We start from the raw sequence: 17761 nt of genomic DNA, 5'->3' as shown, positions 1-17761 counted from the left end.
TGGCTTCCTTATTCTGCTGTATGACTACTATTCTGCGCCTTGGTTTTAGCCTCTTAGTGGGCTTTGGCACCGCCCTGACTGTTCCCGTCGCTGCCCAGCAAGCGCCGTCTCTTCTTGCCAAAGGTGCCCAGCCCAAGCTGGTATCCCGGCAGTTTAAGTTCACGGAGGGCCCGGCCGTCGACAAGGCCGGCAACGTGTTCTTCACCGACCAGCCCAACAACAAGATCTGGAAATACGGCACCGACGGCAAGCTCTCCGTTTTCCTGGACAAGGCAGGCCGTGCCAACGGCCTGTATTTCGATAAAAAAGGCAGCCTGCTGGCCTGCGCCGACGAAAACAACCAGCTCTGGGCCATCGGGCCCGATGGCAAGGCCACCGTACTGCTCGACAACGTGCAGGGCCACCGCTTCAACGGTCCCAACGACCTGTGGATCAGCCCGCCGACGGAAGGCATCTACTTCACCGACCCCTACTACCAACGCCCCTACTGGTCCCGCATGGCCCCCGACCCGGCCCTGGGCGGCCAGAAAGTATACCTGCTGGCCAAGGGTAGCCAAGAGCCTGTGGTGGTCGATGGGCAGCTGGAACAGCCCAACGGTATTATCGGGACGCCCGATGGCCGGCAGCTGTACGTAGCCGATATCAAGGCCAACAAAACCTACCGCTACCAGATTGCCGCCGACGGCACGCTCACCAACCGCCAGCTCTTCGTGGAGCAGGGCTCCGACGGCATGACCATCGACAACCGGGGCAACGTGTACCTGACCGGTAAAGGCGTGACGGTGTACAACCCGGCCGGCCAGCAAATTGAGCACATCGACATTCCCGAGGAGTGGACGGCCAATGTGTGCTTTGGGGGCAAAGACCGGAAAACCTTGTTTATCACGGCTTCCGAAGCCCTGTACACTGTGCCCATGCAGGTGAAGGGCGTGCAGTAAGCTGCGGCGCATCAGTACCGCACCGGCAGTTGTCACCCAGCCCCGGCTCCAACAGGAGTCGGGGCTTTTTCTTTGTGCATCTACATGCTGCGCCTTATATATACCCAGAAGTAGGTATTGCGTGAGCGGTGTATAGTGCGGAGCTTCGTGGCGGCGGTGCCTTGTGGCCCCGCCCCCTCTGCCCTGCCTGCTCTACCTATTGTTACGCTGCCTTATTTTTTCTACGTGCCTATTCCGTTAGCCTTCCCATGTCATCCGACTCCGGAGTCATTCTTGTTGCGGCCCCGCCTACGCTGCACCGCCACGGGCTTTTGCCCATCGCGCTGAACACCTGGCCTCGCCTAAAAACTTGCCTGACGGCAAATTTCCCACCTCCTGCTGATACCAGACCAGGACGGAGTGCGCCCGTGCCTGCCAAAGCGGTTTGGCGGCGGGGGCCACTAGCCGGTTCGGGTAAGTGCTGCTGCCCTACGCGGCGGGCCGGCTTCTGCCCATAGAACTTCCTTCGCAACCTGGGCCTGGGCACTGCTGGCATGCCGGCCGCGGCAGGAGCCAGCACCCCGCTCCTTACAACGCGTGACCAAGGCCAGAGCCGCACGCTCCGCCACGTGGCCGGGCCCCTTGCCTGCCGCTGCTTTCTTCTTTCCCACACAGCGCCGAACCGCTCCGTGAGCGGCTTAGACATGCGCCAACACAGTACTAATCATCTTTTTACCTACTCCAACTAATTTCTTTTTATGAAGCTTTTTTACAGTCGCCTTCTCTTCGTCAGCCTGTTGCTTTTTGGGGCGCAACGAGCCAGCCTGGCGCAAACCTACTCGGAGGAAGACCTTCAGAAAAAAATCAAGGAGGCCACGGCCGCCGCCCGCCAGAAGCTGACCGACAGCCTGGCCAAAGCCACGAAGGCGGAGCAGGAAACCACTAAAAAGGTGAAGGAAGCCGTAACGGCCGCCCTGACGGCCCAGGACAACAGCACCCACAGTGACGCCAAAATCGGGACCGTTTCACTTGTGCCCAAGGCCCGCTATACCTTATTTACCGGCGTCCCGGCAAAGCCGATAGCCGGCCAGTATTTCACCCTGAAGGAGATGAACTTCTACATGGAAAACGGCCGCCTGCTGCGGGTATATGCGACGGGGGAGCTGGGCCTCGACAGCGTGTATAAGCAGAGAGTAAACCCGGCAGCCACGGCCACGGCGAAGGCGGAAGTAAAGAAGGCCCAGAATGCCCGGGCTGAGGAAAAAAGAGTGTTGCTGGCCGCTGGTGCCGCCCGGACCGCCGCCCGGCAGGCCACTACGAGCACGCAGGAAAAGCAGCGCCTGTCGGGCGAGGCAGCCGCCTATGAAAACAAAGCCCGTCAGTACGGCAAGCTGGCCCTGTTGGCGGATAGCACGGCCCGGGTGGCGGCGAAAGACTCCGTGACGATAAACCTGCCGGCCAGTGCTTCGGATGGACCGGGCATCGTTACCCGGCATGCCTACCGCACCCTGCGCCCCGTGCGCTTCACCAACGGCACGACCATCATCAATATCAACCAGGGTGCGACGGATAAAGGTCTGGACCTGCTTATTCCCGATGAGTACACTGAATCGGGCGCAACGCCCTGCCTCCGATTCCTGGATCTGGTGAACGTGGTGCAGACCACCGGCCGGCGCCTTATTACGGACAACGACAAATGGACGCTGACCCCCGGCGGCACAACGTCGCACGATCTGAAAGCCGGGGCTTCCCTGGGCGGCCTGCTGGAAGTAGCTCTGTATACTGACCTGTTGGCCGCTCTCGACAATGAAGACAACGGTTTGGTAACCACGGAAGTGAGCAGCTTATTGCCGTTGAATAACCGGTCCTTGTGTCAGAACAGCCAATTTATGGTCTTCACTGCGGTCCGGCCCTTCGTAACCCTGACCCGCCTCGACTCGAAGTTTGACACGCTCCGGCTGCGGGCCGGCAACACCGTCGACCGGCCCGACCTGCTGCAACGCAGCTACCTGCGCTTTGGCGTGAATATGAACCTGCTCACCTTCGATAACCGCCGCCACGTTAGCTACCACCTCAACGGCTCCTGGACGCGCACCCTGAGCCAGGTGGCGGGCAGCTCGGGCCGCGACACTACTTCTATCCGCAACGTGTATCAGAACATGTACGGCCTGGAGCTGCTGACCACGATTCGGCGCCAGCGCAACTTTGGGGCTGACCTGTACTTTACGGCTTACCTGCACAACGTGCAGAGCCGCCGCCTCATTACCAATACTGGCTCGCAGTGGGCTATGCGGCCCGGCGCGCTGTTTTACTACCACCCATTCGGCTCTCCCACTAACAAGCTGTTCTTCCGGGTTTCTAACTTCATTTTCCCCAAAGGCCGCCAGCGCGACTTCGTGCAGCTGCAGCTGGGCTACTCTATCGGGCTAGGTAGCCTGCTGCAGGGGCAAAGCGCCACGCAGACGGAGCCCGGGAGCAACGGCGCCCACCTGCCCAGCCCACAATAGCGGATTCGGGTAGGGTGGCCGGTCTAACGCAGCCGCTCCACTAAAAACGCTCCGACCGTGGCCTCTGATGCTGTTCAGAGGCCACGGTCGGAGCGTTGCTTTTTGGCCGAGGTCAACCAGCTTCTAGTACTTAATCTTCCCGGTCGAGGTGGTCTTCTTGATGCGGCCGTCGCGCTTGAAGCGGGTGCCGGGCAGCAGCTTCAGCGTGACGGCGGGCGGCTGGCAGCCGCTGAGTACCAGCTTCTGGGTTTCGTAGCCTGCCGCACTGATCTGCAGCTGAGCATTAAGTGGAATAGTCTTTTTGCTGGTGACGATGTACTGGCCCTCGGAGTTGGTGCTGTAGGCATCCTGAATGCCCTGCACCACGACGGTAGCCCCGGTCAGGGGCTGCTGCTTTTCGTCGGTGACTATTCCGCTCAGGCTTTGGCACGGCAGCGGCTGGTCGGGGGTGGAAACAGGCTGCTGGGCCAGCGCGGCGCCGGGCGCCAGTACGAAGGCGAAGCCGGCCAGATAAGTGGACAGGTGGGGCATACGAGAGAGACAAGAGCAGACAACAACCCACCTGGCTGCCAGGCGGTTCGGGCAGTTCTACGCAATACGCGGCGGGAAAGTCAAGGCTGGGCAGAAAATCTGCTTCCCCGTGCCTATGGCGTGACCTGGAGCGGCGCTGACCTTTGGGGTATAGCCCGCCCGGCGGCCGGCTACCGTGCTCCAACCCGGGCACCACGCTAAGCCGACCAGAACCTTCTTTGCCAACTTTCATTCACGCACAACGCCCTTTGCCATAGCGTGGCAAAGGGCGTTGTGTTGGGCAAAAGAGCCGCCTGCTGGCAACTGAGACCCGCGATTATGCAGCCCGCCATGAGTGCTCAGGCACAGTAAGGACCACAGCGGCCCGAAATCTAGCGCACGGGCTTGGTGCTGCTGCCGCCACTGGCCTGGGCGCTGACGAGTTTGGCGCCGCCCTTGTAGCGCACTCCGCTCCCGCCCGAGGCACTGGATTTCAGCTCCCCATCGACCAGCAGTTCGGCGTCGCTGCCACCGCTGGCGCTTACTTCGGCGGCCGTGCTTTGCAGGGAAAACGCGTGATAGTCGCTGCCCCCGCTCACGGAAACCTTCTGACGCTCCACGCGGCCCGCCACGGTGATGTCGCTGCCCCCGCTGGCGTTGCTGGTGAGGTTTTTAGCCGTGAGCGTCAGTTGAATGTCGCCGCCCCCGCTGGCAGACAGGCGCAGGTCGTCAGCCTTGAAAGCCGTTTCGCCGCGGGCATCCGAGCCACCGCTCACCGCGAGGGCCGTCAGGCTGGGGCAGGTGATGTAGACACTGACTTTGCCCGTGCTCTTGCCCGGCAGCATCTTTTTCCAGGAGTAATTTTGCTCCCAGCCAATCTGCAGGGTGCCGTTTTTCACGGTGGTCAGAATGTGGGGTTGGGCCTCGCTGCTGGCATCGACCACCACGGCACTCGTGGGGCCCTGAGTCAGAAATACGTCGATGCCGCCCCCAGTCTGCACGGCCTGAAACGCGCCGACGGCGCGGGGCTGCTTCGTCTGGGCCAGGGCGGTGGTGGCAGAGAAAAGGGTGGCTCCGCAGAGCAGGGTGAGAAAGGCGTTTTTCATGGAAGTAAGGAGTTGGGGTTGGGGTTGGGGTCTGGCGGGGTAGATGCAGGAAGATGCTGGGGAGTTGCCTACATGTAGTTTTATTAATATTATCTTATCAATATTCAGTGACAGCACTGATGCTGTGCGAGAATAAAACGGGCAGATTTGAATTTGATCCTTTCCCTAGGACAAGACCAGGTAAATAACATGCCTTTCCTATTCTAATGGTCGACACTCTACAACTCAGTATTACTTCCTTGAAATACCAACCATTCTGCCACAGGTTCATTATAAGCCTGATAATAATCTTTATAGCATCTTCCTGTCCACCGGTACAGGCTCAGTTCTTTACTACCCCGCAGGGTGCCTACTGTGCGGCTGGTGATAAGATAGACACCGATACGCTGGTGTTCGCCACGACGAAAGCCATGCCTTTCGACCGGTGCTTTCTATTAAAATATGTCCTACCCGGCAAGCCAGCCGTTCGCTCGTTCATTATCGAGCCCATAGACCGAGACGGGAAAACGAAGCTCACCCGTCGTGACTACCGCCTGTACTTAAAAGCTTTTCCGGAAGAAAGTGAGCGTCAGGCTGCCCGAGCCAGAGTGTCGTATGAGCACTTCGTTAAACTTAGCCCATCCCCAAAACCTACCCAGGCGGACTACGAAAAATATATAACGTCCTTTCCGGATACGAGCCGACGGAAAATCGAAAAGAGAAATGTTAGCTTCAAGGCCTTCCAGGGTGGAGCTGTTTACTATGCGCATCCTATTCTTGCGGCAGTGCCAAAAGGCAAATCTACTGAGGTTACCCTTCGCATTCCGCCCCTGGAGCCGAATCGGGAGTACCGGATTAAGTTGTTAGCCGATAATGATGCCGATGCCAAGCAGCTCCTAAAAATCGGTGCTATGGTATTCAAAAGCCAGCAGCTGCCCGCCGATGCGGGGCTGTTGGAGGAAGCCATGCTACTGCATCGCCAAAATATCACGGCCCGGCAGAACAATCCCAACAACACCCTGGCCAGCTTCGAAGGGTTTAACGAGTTCGTAGCTGCACTATATGCATTCAAAGTAAGTTTTGACACTTACCACTCGCACACTCCCAGCCTCTACGATTCTGATACTGCGGCGGCCGTGGTGCAATACCGCCTCTTTTTCACTCCCTCTACCCAAGCGGTTAAACCTTTGGACAGCTTGCAGAACTTCAAGTCGCCACGCTATACAACTATCACGCAGGACATTACTTTTGGCAGCCGGTTTATTTCTACCAACCCGGTAAATGCCGATCTTACTCCCCGAATCGACCCGGAGGGGCACTTGAGCCTGAACATCCTTGATACTTATGGCCAACCCATTAATCTGGATGTAGATGCCTCCTACCAACTGCAGGCACTGGCCTACGACGACCTGGGCAACCCGCATCTGCTGGAGGTAGGCACGCTAAAATCATCCCGAAAAGGAATGCTGTTCGAGGCAGTGCCCAAAGCCAGAGTGAATGATGGCAAATGGCTGGAGCCCAGCACCAGCATCATGGGTAACTACACCATCATACAGACCCAAAAGGAATTAATCGAGTGCATGGTTGAGGGGGCTGTGTGGGCGGCACCCACTTTTAATCTCGCTGCCCTTACACTTTGTATGGAAAAAGCGGTGACCTGCCCCTGCGCAAAAGAAGGAATCAAGGACCTGACCGCCCGCGACAATCTGATGAATACCTTGACGCTACTGGCTGAAACCGATGCGACTCGCCGCAATGCGGTAGCGGGCGGGCTGTTGTCAATAGATGACCTCACCAAACACGCAAGCCCTGATGACGACACGTACTATGAAACCCGGAAGGCAAACTTAAAAGCCAGCATTACCCGCCTCACCGAGGCCATTGCATTTATCGAGAAGGTCCGCCTTCTGAGTCCCGCACACCTTACGGCCCTCGATGCCCTACTTACTAGTACCAACTTGTATACCGCAAGCCTGCGGGAGGTTGCCACTCCCCTGGACAAGGTGCTTGCCACCGAGGCCAAGTCCCGACAGCTGCTCATTTCAAACCTACTCGCTCCTCAAACGGTGCTTACTGGCAGCGGCTCCAGCTCCGTTCTGGACCTGGTGGCCGAAAACAAGTTTCGCATCGTTCCTGATTTCGGCTTTGTGGTCTTCTTCGACCGTCGGGAGGCGTTCGAGCAGTCCTTTAAACCCAAGGATTTCTCCCCGTACCTGGGCTTTAATATCGGTTTTCGCTCGATAGACAAGCATATTCCCTGGCGCCTAATTTCGCATAAAACGCTCTGGCACCACCTGTCCTTTGTGTCGGGAATTACGCTTCGGTCGTTGGCAATTACGGGCCGGCGCGAAGATTTCTTTAATAAAAGCAGCCTGCTCACCGGCCTGGGCTACCGCCTGAATAACTACCTGCGGGTGACGACCGGAGGCGTCTGGTTTAAGGCTATTGACCCCAACCCGCTTTCCACTGACCGCCCTGTGCAGGTTTCCCCCTTCATCGGCGTATCTGTTGACCTCGATTTAAAAGAACTTTTTGGCGGTATCAGTTCATGGTTCAAGCTATGAAAACAGTCGTTCGATATAGTCTCGTAGTAGTGCTAAGCCTGCTGAGTACCGGCTGCTACCAGCCTGATAAGTATGATAACCCGAGCCCGGACCTTGTTCAGCTGGAGCACACCGGCACTCCGCTGACAGGGCTTGCGGACGGCACTACGCCAACTGAAATCCGGGCCCGGATTTCCTCGGATGCCGCCCGCTCCAAACGCACAGTCGTCTTCCGAACTACCCTGGGTTCTTTCGTAGGGGGTAAGGGCGACAGCCTGCGAACGGAGGCCGCCGCTGATTTTGTGGCCACGGCCAAGCTGATCAGCCCGAGTGAAGGCTCTGCCACCGTGTCGGCCAAGACCTATGGCGTGGAGGCCAACCCGAAAGTACAGGTCACGTTTGCGCGCGTCTATCCTACTAGAATCACCGTCTCCGTTGATTCTTTCGCGGTTTCCAACAGCATTACCAATGAGCTGCTGCTTACTGCCACGCTTAGCAGCACCGACGGACGCCCGAGTGCCGGCACGCTGGTCACATTCGATGCGACCTACCCTAGTAACCCCGCCGGTCCGCAGGCCACGGCGGGGTCCTTCGTGAACAACATCCGACAAGCCCGAACCGATGCCAACGGCGTAGCCCGTATTCGGTATTCGCCCGGCGGCATCGACTATCAGGGATACCTGACAATTACGGCAACGACCAGCAGCGCCCTCAATACTCCCCCCGATCTGGCGGCCAGCACCCGGGTTTTCCTCTACCGAAAATAATCTGCCTTACCCTTCTTTTTTTCTTCATCCCTGAATGGCCACCCACATGACACAAGTAGAGAAAAAACAGCTTAGTGCCCTAAAGGCCCTCACCAAAATCATGGAAACCTTTATGGCCAGCCATCCAGACTTTGCCGATATGGAAATTGAGGAACTATCCTTCAGAGCCTCTCCGGTCAGCAGCACTGTTAAAAGTCGAGAGGCATTGGTAGCGGAAAAAAGAACGATCAGGCCAGGGTATCATGCTTGCAAGGGCCCGAACGGAGTAACCATCTACAAGCGCAACGGCATTCCCTGCTAATAGCGGCAAAGAATACTATTTCTCGTCTGAGGCGTTGCAAGCATAAATATTGGCTGGCATCCGTATCCATCCCAAAAACAAACCCGCCCGCCCTAGATAGTCCGGGACGGACGGTGGCTTGCACCGGTAGGGCTACCTGGCTTAATCCACTAGGGTGGCGCGGCGGGCGGCTACTTTCATCATAACTTTCTACCACCTAGGCATCTGTACGGCTACCCGGCGGGCGTCGACGGCCAGAAGGAGGGCCTTGAACCGGGTTGCAGCTGGTTTGCTGCGTGGCCGCCAGGCCACCGTGGTACTTTACGGCGGTACGCAGCTCAGCCTCGGAACGGGGAGCAACGAAACCCAGGCCAAGCACCACACTCAGAATACCACCAAATACCGCCAACGACGGCGGCAAGATTGACGACGCGAATAATAGTTAGCGCGGTAAGCCCCGCCTCCGCTCTACGCGTACCCAAATACAGCAAAGGCCCCGCTACTCATGCAGCGGGGCCTTTGCTGTGCTTAGTAATCTGAGCTTACTTATCAGGCCGCGGCTTCATAGGCCGGGTCGACGCTTTTTTGGCCGGGGATTTGGCCGCTGATTTCGTAGCAGGCTTCGGCGGAGGTTCAGCCACTATCGGGGGCATCGGCTTCGGCGCAGCAGTAGCCCCGGAAGCGGGAGAATCATTGCCCGCCCGCTTCCTTTTCAGCTTGACTAGGGCTTCGCCTACCGGTGCAGTGCCAGCATTGGCCGAGCGTCCCGCCGACAGCTTGGCCGGGGCGCTTGGGGGCTTGAACACGTCGCGCAATTCCTGGTACACGCTGAGCATGACCCGCTCGCGCTGGGTTTTGCTCATGCCCGACAGGGGCTGGCTCGGGTTGTTCACAGCCTGCAGACTACTGAGCGGAGAATCCTGGAAGGCACAGGGCCGCACGATGATGGAGAGCAGAATGGCTCCCTCCTGCTCGGCCGCTACCAGCAGAGGCGGCAGTTCTTCGGCGTGAATGAAGTCGGAGGCCAGAAAGTCGGCGCTGACGAGGAAAATAGCCACTTTGGCCTGGGCCAGCTGCCGGCGAATCCGGTCCTGCCACCGCTCCCCCTTCCGAATATCCCGGTCGCTCCAGATTTGCACATGCTGGTCGCGCATGAGGGGGTGCAGATGAATAGCCAGCATTTCACGCCAATGGCTGTCGGCGTGGCTGTAACTGATAAAGACACTGGTACGGGCGGTTTCCATAGCGAGAAATTCAGAGCAAGGTTTTACCCAAGCTAATTAGCAATAACTAATCATATTGGCAAATATTTCTCTCTACGGCTCTAATTTTAAAATGACCCATTATCAGCCCGCCACCTTTGACTAAGATTATTGGTATTAATTGAGGTTTTACTTTCAAGCCAAGCCTGCGCTACAATACAACTCAGGCTATGGGTCCGAGGCAGCAGGAACGTCAAGCGGAGCGCGAGCAAAGCATCCGGGGGTTCTGTACAACGCCCTATGCCAGTCGCCCTTCTGCTGTACGCTGGCGAAGAAACTTACCCGATAGGAACAAGTGACCGAACAACGGCTTGCGCGGGCGTGACAAGGTTCTTCACTCTGCTCCGCGCCGCTCAGGATGGCAACGGCGAAAAAGGCAGGCGGCAAAAAGCCCACGCACGATGGCCGGTGTAGCAGAACAGACGAAACAACTACTGCTCCCTTAAGCCTGGTCCGGGGCAACAGCTGCTCCCCGTGTGCCGCGGCTTCGCAGGGGGCGGATAGCCAGGAAGAGGAGAAGCCAGAAAATTACCGGGGGCACCAGTTCGGAAAAGCCTGGATTAATCAACAACAGCCGTCCACCGGAGCAGGCGGGAAACTACCCGGTCGGGGCGGGACACCTGGTGCCGCGGAGCCTGCTCGAATACGTCCAGCCCTGCCTTTTTCCCACGTTTCCCTCTGCGTGGGCCCTGGTCCGCCACTTTACGGGCTCTTAGCAGGGCATAGCCGGATAAGCGCCTGGCTAAATATAGATTTTATCGACTAGTATATTCTCAGTGCTGTTTTTAAGTGAGTTAAGCGTAGCGTGGCCCTACGCCGGGCCATTGTTTTACCGCTCATCAAACCCCTTCTGCCGCGGCCACCACTCCTCCCGCTCCGGCAACCGCAGCTTCTGGCCTTCGAACTGCAAGAGGCCATGCTCGGCACCGCGCAGCTCGCGGAAGGTGTCGGCTACGCGCACCCGGTAGTCCTGGTCGATGCGGATGAGGTGCCGGTCGAAGGCGCGGTGCAGGGTAGGCGTTAGGGTCAGGCCGTTGCCGATGGTGTCGTCGTGGCTGACGGACCAGGGCACGATGTGGCAGGCGTCGAGCAGGGGCGCTACGGCGCTGGTGCCGGTGCTGATAAGCTGCAGGCCGGAAATGGCGCAGGTATAGTTGTAGACGCGTAGCACTTCGCGCTTGAAAACGGCGCTGCGCACGGCGGTTTCCACTTCGTCGGCGAGGTTGAGGTGGGTTTGGTACACGGCGACGGGCTCTTCCAGCATCTGCTGGCCCAGGTCGCGCAGCGTCTCGGGGCCAGCGCCGGGGCGGTAGCGGAAGCGGGTTTGGGAAAAGTAGCGTTCCAGCAGCGCGTTGCGGAACAGCTGGCGGGTGGCCGCATCCTGGAGCAGCAGCCACAGCGGGGCATCGAGGGCGGCGTAGGCTACTACCTGGCGCAAATGGCCCAGACTGCGGGGCGAGCCGGAAGCGGTGAGCACCAGGGGCTGACCGAAGTGGGTGTGCAGGTGCCAGAACTTCTCGCCGGTGAGGTGGTAAAATGGCAGGGCAAAGTTGTTGGCCCGAAACCGGCCCGAGGTGCTCAGGTCACGGCAGTTGCTCTGGAAAGCGGCCAGCAGCTCGGGGGTAATGATGATTTGATTGCCCTCAATCGTGCCTGATTCGATGCCTTCGAGCACGGCCAGCAGCAGAGCCGGCTTGTAGGGGGCTTCTTCGCCGCCGAGGCGGCTGGTTTTGAGCTTGCGGAAACGGGTGAGGTAGGAGGAAAGGTCGGCCATGCGCGGGGCAAGATAAGCAGCTCTTCCGGGCCGGGTGCATAGCCATTGTGCCGCTGAGCTGCTACCTTCCGGCCGGTGTCTTGCCTTTCCCTCCTCCTCTGATGCACGATAACGCCCTGCACGAATCGATTCTGCTGGTCCTGGGCCTGCTGTTTGCCATGCTGCTGCTCGTCATGCTGAGCCAGAAGCTGCGCATCTCCTACCCCATCTTTCTGGTTTTGGCCGGTCTGGCGCTCAGCTTCGTGCCGGGGCTGCCGCCCATCACCATCGACCCGGCCCTGATTTTCCTGATTTTCCTGCCGCCCCTGCTCTACCAGGCCGCCTGGGACACTTCCTGGCAGGACTTCTGGCGGTGGAAGCGCCCCATTGCCCTGCTGGCTTTCGGGCTGGTGTTCTTCACCTCTACCATCGTGGCCTACGTGAGCCGGGCCATGATTCCGGGCTTCACCCTGTCCCTGGGCTTCCTGCTGGGCGGCATCATCTCCCCGCCCGATGCCGTGGCCGCCACCTCCGTGCTGAAAGGCGTCAAGGTGCCGCGCCGGGTAACGGGCATTCTGGAAGGCGAAAGCCTGATCAACGATGCCAGCAGCCTGATTGTGTTCCGCTTTGCGCTGGCGGCGGTAGTAACGAACACATTTTCGTGGCACGCGGCCGCCACCTCCTTCCTGCTGGCCAGCGGCATGGGGCTGGCCATCGGGCTGGCGGTGGCCCAGGTCTTCTACCTGATTCACCGCTACCTGCCCACTACGCCCAGCATCAACACGGTCCTTACTTTCCTGGCGCCCTACGTCATGTACCTGCTGGCCGAGGAGTTTCACTTTTCGGGCGTGCTGGCCGTGGTCAGCGGCGGACTACTGCTCTCCTACCACTCCCACCGCGTGTTCGACGCCGATACGCGCCTGCAGGCCTACAGCGTGTGGAGCAGCGTGGGCTTTGTGCTCAACGGGCTGGTGTTTATCCTCATCGGCCTGGAGTTGCCCGTGGCGGTGCAGGGCCTGGGGTCCTACTCCCTGCGGCAGGCCATTACCTACGGTCTCATTATCAGCGTAATTATCATCCTGATTCGCATGGTATGGATGTTCCCGGCCGCGTTTGTGCCGCGCTGGCTGTCTCGCAGCATCCGTACCACCGAGGTCAGCCCCGGCTGGCAAGGCCCCGTGATTATCGGCTGGGCCGGCATGCGGGGCGTGGTGTCGTTGGCCTCGGCCCTGTCGGTGCCCCTGCTGCTGAGCAACGGGCAGGCCTTCCCCCAGCGTAACCTGATTCTGTTCATCACCTTCGTCGTGATTCTGGTGACGCTGGTATTCCAGGGCCTCACGCTGCCGGCCATTATCCGCCTTACCGGCGTGGCCGAGCAGGAGGAGCGCATGCCAACCGAAGCCCAGGAGGCGGGCATCCGCCTGCGCCTGCGCCGCGTGGCCCTGGCCCACTTAGCGCAGCACTACGAAACCGATATTCGGGAAAACGAGCTGATCAGCGCCCTGCAGCACCGCATGCAGGCCGAAGCCCAGCGTACCGGCAACCTGCTCGAAGCCCTCGACTACGACGAATCCAAGCGCCTGGCCCTGCAGCGCTACCACCAAGTGCTGCTCGACGTGCTGCAGGTGCAGCGCGAGGAGCTGTTTGTGCTGCGCCACGAAGACGTATTCGAGGAAGAGATGCTGCGCCACCAGGAAGCCCAGCTGGACTTAGACGAGGCAAAAATCAGCCACATGCCGCATTAGCCGCAGCACTTTGCCGGTCAGGCAAGCTCCCAGACCAACAGCAGTGGCAAACCCATCAGGGCAGGATACCGCGAAGCCTCCGAGGCAGCTTGGGGGCTTTGCAGTGTCCTGCCCTGTCGCAATTGCCCCGCAATAAGTCGGAAATGCCCCCCCGTTTTGGCCGCACAAATACTAAATTTGTTGGCAACAAAACTCTAATACAGGATAGATTCCAACTACCCAAATTAGCAAACACGTTATCAAAGCCGCTTCTCTTTTCTGTTGTACAGTGCTAAACCTGCTTCCCATGAAAACGAACAATGTGCTTTACTGGACTTCGACCGGCCTTCTGGCAGCGCTGATGCTGATGTCCGGCATTTCGAACGCGCTAAGCGTGCCCGAAGCAATTGAAGCTTTCCGGCATCTGGGCTACCCGGCTTATCTGTCGCCGTTTCTGGGCGTGGCCAAGCTGCTGGGCGTGGTGGCGCTGCTGGTGCCGGGCTTTCCGCGCATCCGCGAGTGGGCCTACGCCGGCTTCGTCTTCGATTTGGCGGGGGCCATGTACTCGGGCCTGGCGGTCGGCGACCCACTCAGCCAGTGGCTGCCCGTAAGCATCGGGTTTCTGCTAATTGCGGTTTCTTACCAAACCAACCGGCGCAGAACGGCGGAATCCCCCCGCCTCGATTCCACGCTCAGCGTTGCCTGATTCCAGCCTGCCTTTTCAGGTCCGCGCGATGGTAGAAGTATTCAAAACCAACGTTACAGCCCGGCGGCAGGCCCGGCTGCTACTCAACCAGATCCACAACACCTTCACGCAGTACCGGGCCAACTTCGATTTGGAGGACTGCGACAAGGTGCTGCGCGTAGAATCGCACACTGGCTTGGTTTCCCCGGCCTGCCTGATTTCACTGCTGCAAGAAGCGGGCTTTCAGGCCGAAGTGCTACCCGACTAAGGCCAGACTTACTGATTGCTTTAGTATAGAAAAAGCCGGTGCATACACCGGCTTTTTGTTGAGCGCATAAGCGGCTACCAGGTGCGCGGCAGGTGCAGCACCGGGCCATTGTGCTCTGCCAATGAGATGCCCTCGAGAAGCCACTGCACTAAAGGGAGGCTCGGCTGAATTTGAATGAGGCGAACAGCAGCCTGTAAGGCCTCAGTAACGGGCAGGTGCTTCTCAATGGCAGCTTATGCGCGCACTACGCAAACTTCAGTGCTGGTACGGAGGCATCTGATTCTGCCGCCCCATACTTTTCCATTGCGGCTTCCCACTCTCACTCCTGGCATATGACACTGACCATGTTGCTTGAAATAGCCATGTCAATGGCTTTTCTGTATCTGCTCTGCAGCCAAGTGGTCTTATCCATCTATGAGCTTTGGGCTGGCTACCGCAATGTCCGGGGCAAGTTCCTTTATCGGGAGTTGGAAGGAACGCTGGGCGTCACTACCACCAATGCCTTGTACACCAAGGCTCCTATTGCAACCCTTTCGCCATCGGCACAGGCCAGCCCGGCGGTTATATCCACCCAAAACCGCATACTGTGGTGGCTCGGTAAAGATGGCCTACCCGCCTATATAGCACCCGATTTGTTCGCCAAAACGCTGCTGGAGCTGTTGGCTCCTACTGCGGGAGCAGCTGCCGCCCCGGCTACTCCAATCTCAACTGTCGCAGCGGCCCTCCTGGCTCCACCGGCTACTATCGACTCGCAAACGACTAAGTTATTAACCGAGCTACTAGGCAACGTCGATCAAACCAAGGCTGACGCGTTTGAGAAGTACCAGCAAGCCATTGCACACTGGTACGACGCCTACGGCGAGCGGCTTACCGGCTGGTACAAGCGCCGCGTCCGGCCCCGGCTCCTTTTTATTGGGATGATAGTAGCCGTAGTCGGCAATATCGATACGCCCTACATTATCCAGTATCTGCACACCCATGATGCTGAGCGGGGCCAGATTTCTACTCTAATCACCCAAAAGCTACCCGCGAGTGCCGAAGGCAAAGCCCTTATTCCACCCAAAGTGCCGCCCCGTACTGATTCGGCAATAGTCTATACTCAAGCTACCCAAAAGGCTATTGACGACGCAGTAGAGGAGCTACTGGGCTACGGCTTCCCCATCGGGCGGGGAACGGGTGATACTATCAAAGCGCGCAAAGTGAGCTTGCCGCCGGTAGACAGCACCAAGCTGGTGGATTTTTACGTGGAAGTACCAGCCCGTACAGAAGCCCGTTTGCGTGACAAGAACGGCAAGCTAAAAGGTGGTCTGGCCGGCAAAGTCCCCAGAGCTGCCGACGACTCGTGGGTGCTGGTAAGCGTGCCGGCGCACTACAGGCGCTATCAGCGGCAAAACCAGGAACTGCTTGAGCAAGACTTAGCAGTGACGGGCTACCAATGGAAAACCACCTCGCTGCTCCGGGTTCCGGGCACCAAGCCCCAGGAACTGGCCAATAGCGCGAATAGAACTCCTGCTGTACTTGCTGGGCAACAGAAAATCCAGCTCGATTCCCTTCGTAAAGAAGCCCAAGCAGACTCCGCCAGGCGCAGCCAAGCGCAGAAAGGTCACTGGTTTAATCCCCAACACCAGGTTCAACAAGGCTGGCAGACCTGGCTCGGGTGGTTCATCACCGCCGTGGCTCTGGCCATCGGCGCCCCCTTCTGGTTTGATCTGCTCTGCCGAGTTGTCAACATCCGCAATTTGGGAATCAAGCCCCCCCGGATGCCAAACAACACTTAATTAATTGCGGCAGGGTTCAGCTAGCCTTCTGGATCAACGGCTATTTGTCGAAATCCTACCGGGCCGTCCCCTATATCGACTTACTAATCAATTGCTTTCATACTTCACAACCATGGCTGACAACACGGCAACCTTTGACCCCAACGGCCCAATGCCAATAGTAGAGCTTTCTATGGGCGGCATTTCTTACTGCAAGTTTCATTTTCTGGTTCAGGCACCTAATACCGGTACATGGATAGAGATTAATCAGGGCGACAATAAACAGAGCCTCAGAAAAATAGTCTTGGACCCAACGATATTCCCACCTCATGAGCCCAAAGTCAACGCCATTAAGGAGATGACTGGCTGGAAGTTCGGGTGGTCGATTACCTTTTTCGGTTTCAGTGATAATTCAGCTGAGCCTTATGATTTCACTCTGCGCATCACCCAAAATGACAATGATGTATTAAACCCGCCTGTCACGAAGCAAGGATCATTTGATGGTCCTTCTAAAAGCTTTAATGGTTTTTGTCAGCTCACATGAAAGATTATATCTACGCTCTATCGACGGCAAGCTTAGTACTCCTTTGGGGGATGATGCCACAATACTCAGTGGCCCAAGGGCACCAGGGAGATACTAAACCGGCCAGCAGCCGCAGCTTCGACTTTTCCGTGCCGGCATCTCCAGCCTTTGTCACGTTAGGCGTATCACCCGAAAATGTAGTGCGGCCTATTAGTCCTCGACTATTTGCGGCTTCTCTCGCGGACGCCATTGATCAGAGCGGTCGTATCCAAAGCGGAGTGGCTATTGACGCGGCACCGTTTATGGCTACTACCACTTTGCAGCAGTATCGAGAAAGTTCTGTTAGAAGATTCTTTGCGAATACCCAGTTTTCCCTCGGTACCACCAAAGGCCAAAGTTCTGTAGATGAAGCTCTACAAGGTGCTGTTGGTATTCATTTCACCTTACTCAACACGAGTGACCCACGGCTAGATAGTACGGTTCTGAAGTTTTACGATAATCTAGATAAGCAAGCTATGGCCAATGTTGGCTTTCCGCCTGATGCCAGAGGCGCACAAGCCAAAGACGCTGAAATTGCCCGTTTAAAGGAAGAACAGGCAACAAAATTCCGTCAAGCTGGCGAGCAGGGCTTTGTATGGACCGCCGCCGCTGCGCTGAGCAGCCGCAGTGATTCTAGCCGAATAAACGACCTGGAGTACAACGGTTTTGCAGCTTGGACCTCTTTAAGCTATGGTTTAGGCACCACAGTGCAAGGTATCGTACATGTTCGAGGGCGTTGGGATGAAAAGGTAGCCAACACAAACAAACCGGGTGACCTCTACTCGCAAAATTCCTTTTTGGCTGGCCTGCGTTTGCGTGGTAGCATCGGCTCCATTAAAACGTCCTTGGAAGGTGCCGCTACTTTTATCGACCGTGACCTGAAAGCAACTGACGGCAGCAACCAACCGACCGACGTAGCCGGACTTATTTCGGCAGTAATAGAGCCTCGACTAACTGAAAATCTATGGCTGCATTTATCTCTGTACAGCGAATTCGCCAAGGATTTGAAACGCAATGGTATTGGGTTTAAAACCGCTCTCAAATGGGGAGTTTCTCAAAAAGACTAGGCTTGCCCGCATTTTCAAAGCTTGCTACTTGCATAACAGAACGCGCCGCCGGAAATGCTTCCGGCGGCGCGTTT

Annotated in this window: 15 protein-coding genes; 11 read left to right on the top strand and 4 right to left on the bottom strand. The window is 57.7% G+C overall.

Annotation, left to right across the window (positions count from 1 at the left end; genetic code table 11):
* The first annotated feature begins 20 nt into the window (after positions 1-20).
* Positions 21-938, top strand: coding sequence for an SMP-30/gluconolactonase/LRE family protein (locus LGH70_RS20890; protein WP_226189716.1), 918 nt, complete (start codon positions 21-23; stop codon positions 936-938).
* Positions 939-1675: 737 nt separating this feature from the next.
* Positions 1676-3424 carry a hypothetical protein gene (locus tag LGH70_RS20885; RefSeq protein ID WP_226189714.1) on the top strand — a complete coding sequence of 583 codons (1749 nt, stop codon included), beginning with the start codon at positions 1676-1678 and terminating at the stop codon, positions 3422-3424.
* 123 nt (positions 3425-3547) lie between these two features.
* On the opposite strand, the gene LGH70_RS20880 is transcribed toward LGH70_RS20885, so the two are convergent.
* Together LGH70_RS20880 and LGH70_RS20875 are read right to left on the bottom strand one after the other, a co-directional pair.
* Positions 3548-3955 (bottom strand): carboxypeptidase-like regulatory domain-containing protein, encoded by a 408-nt coding sequence (locus LGH70_RS20880; protein ID WP_226189713.1) that lies wholly within the window; start codon positions 3953-3955, stop codon positions 3548-3550.
* Between the two features lie 371 nt (positions 3956-4326).
* Positions 4327-5040, bottom strand: a complete 714-nt coding sequence (locus LGH70_RS20875) for a head GIN domain-containing protein (protein WP_226189712.1) — start codon at positions 5038-5040, stop codon at positions 4327-4329.
* A gap of 206 nt (positions 5041-5246) precedes the next feature.
* Between LGH70_RS20875 and LGH70_RS20870 the strand changes: the two genes are divergently transcribed.
* From LGH70_RS20870 to LGH70_RS20860, 3 genes are read left to right on the top strand one after another with little or no spacing between them, the layout of a single operon-like run.
* Positions 5247-7583, top strand: coding sequence for a hypothetical protein (locus LGH70_RS20870; protein WP_226189711.1), 2337 nt, complete (start codon positions 5247-5249; stop codon positions 7581-7583).
* Entirely contained in the window at positions 7580-8329 is a 750-nt protein-coding gene (locus tag LGH70_RS20865) for a hypothetical protein (RefSeq protein WP_226189710.1), read from the top strand. Before LGH70_RS20870 ends, LGH70_RS20865 begins: the two co-directional genes overlap by 4 nt.
* Positions 8330-8363: 34 nt before the next feature.
* Complete coding sequence (locus tag LGH70_RS20860) at positions 8364-8630, top strand: leucine-rich repeat domain-containing protein (protein ID WP_226189709.1); 267 nt, start codon at positions 8364-8366, stop codon at positions 8628-8630.
* A gap of 521 nt (positions 8631-9151) precedes the next feature.
* On the opposite strand, the gene LGH70_RS20855 is transcribed toward LGH70_RS20860, so the two are convergent.
* A complete protein-coding gene (locus LGH70_RS20855) occupies positions 9152-9853 on the bottom strand; it encodes a toll/interleukin-1 receptor domain-containing protein (RefSeq protein ID WP_226189708.1) in 702 nt (233 codons plus the stop codon).
* 847 nt (positions 9854-10700) lie between these two features.
* Positions 10701-11645: an HNH endonuclease gene (locus LGH70_RS20850; protein WP_226189707.1), complete on the bottom strand. Its 945-nt coding sequence runs from the start codon at positions 11643-11645 to the stop codon at positions 10701-10703.
* Positions 11646-11746: 101 nt separating this feature from the next.
* Here LGH70_RS20850 and LGH70_RS20845 point away from each other — a divergent pair, with 101 nt between their 5' ends.
* The 6 genes from LGH70_RS20845 (at position 11747) to LGH70_RS20820 (ending at position 17687) form a co-directional block, all read left to right on the top strand.
* The gene (locus LGH70_RS20845; protein WP_226189705.1) at positions 11747-13369 is read left to right on the top strand and encodes a Na+/H+ antiporter; all 1623 of its coding nucleotides are present in this window, start codon (positions 11747-11749) and stop codon (positions 13367-13369) included.
* 286 nt (positions 13370-13655) lie between these two features.
* Complete coding sequence (locus LGH70_RS20840; protein WP_226189704.1) at positions 13656-14054, top strand: DoxX family protein; 399 nt, start codon at positions 13656-13658, stop codon at positions 14052-14054.
* Positions 14055-14082: 28 nt separating this feature from the next.
* Complete coding sequence (locus LGH70_RS20835) at positions 14083-14301, top strand: hypothetical protein (protein WP_226189701.1); 219 nt, start codon at positions 14083-14085, stop codon at positions 14299-14301.
* A 332-nt stretch (positions 14302-14633) separates the two neighbouring features.
* Positions 14634-16079 (top strand): hypothetical protein, encoded by a 1446-nt coding sequence (locus LGH70_RS20830; protein WP_226189699.1) that lies wholly within the window; start codon positions 14634-14636, stop codon positions 16077-16079.
* 112 nt (positions 16080-16191) lie between these two features.
* A complete protein-coding gene (locus tag LGH70_RS20825) occupies positions 16192-16602 on the top strand; it encodes a hypothetical protein (RefSeq protein ID WP_226189697.1) in 411 nt (136 codons plus the stop codon).
* Complete coding sequence (locus tag LGH70_RS20820) at positions 16599-17687, top strand: hypothetical protein (protein WP_226189695.1); 1089 nt, start codon at positions 16599-16601, stop codon at positions 17685-17687. Before LGH70_RS20825 ends, LGH70_RS20820 begins: the two co-directional genes overlap by 4 nt.
* The last annotated feature ends 74 nt before the right edge of the window (positions 17688-17761 follow it).

Origin of the sequence: Hymenobacter nitidus (assembly GCF_020447315.1) — a bacterium.
Taxonomy (GTDB): domain Bacteria; phylum Bacteroidota; class Bacteroidia; order Cytophagales; family Hymenobacteraceae; genus Hymenobacter; species Hymenobacter nitidus.
This window is presented reverse-complemented; position numbering and strand designations above follow the sequence as displayed.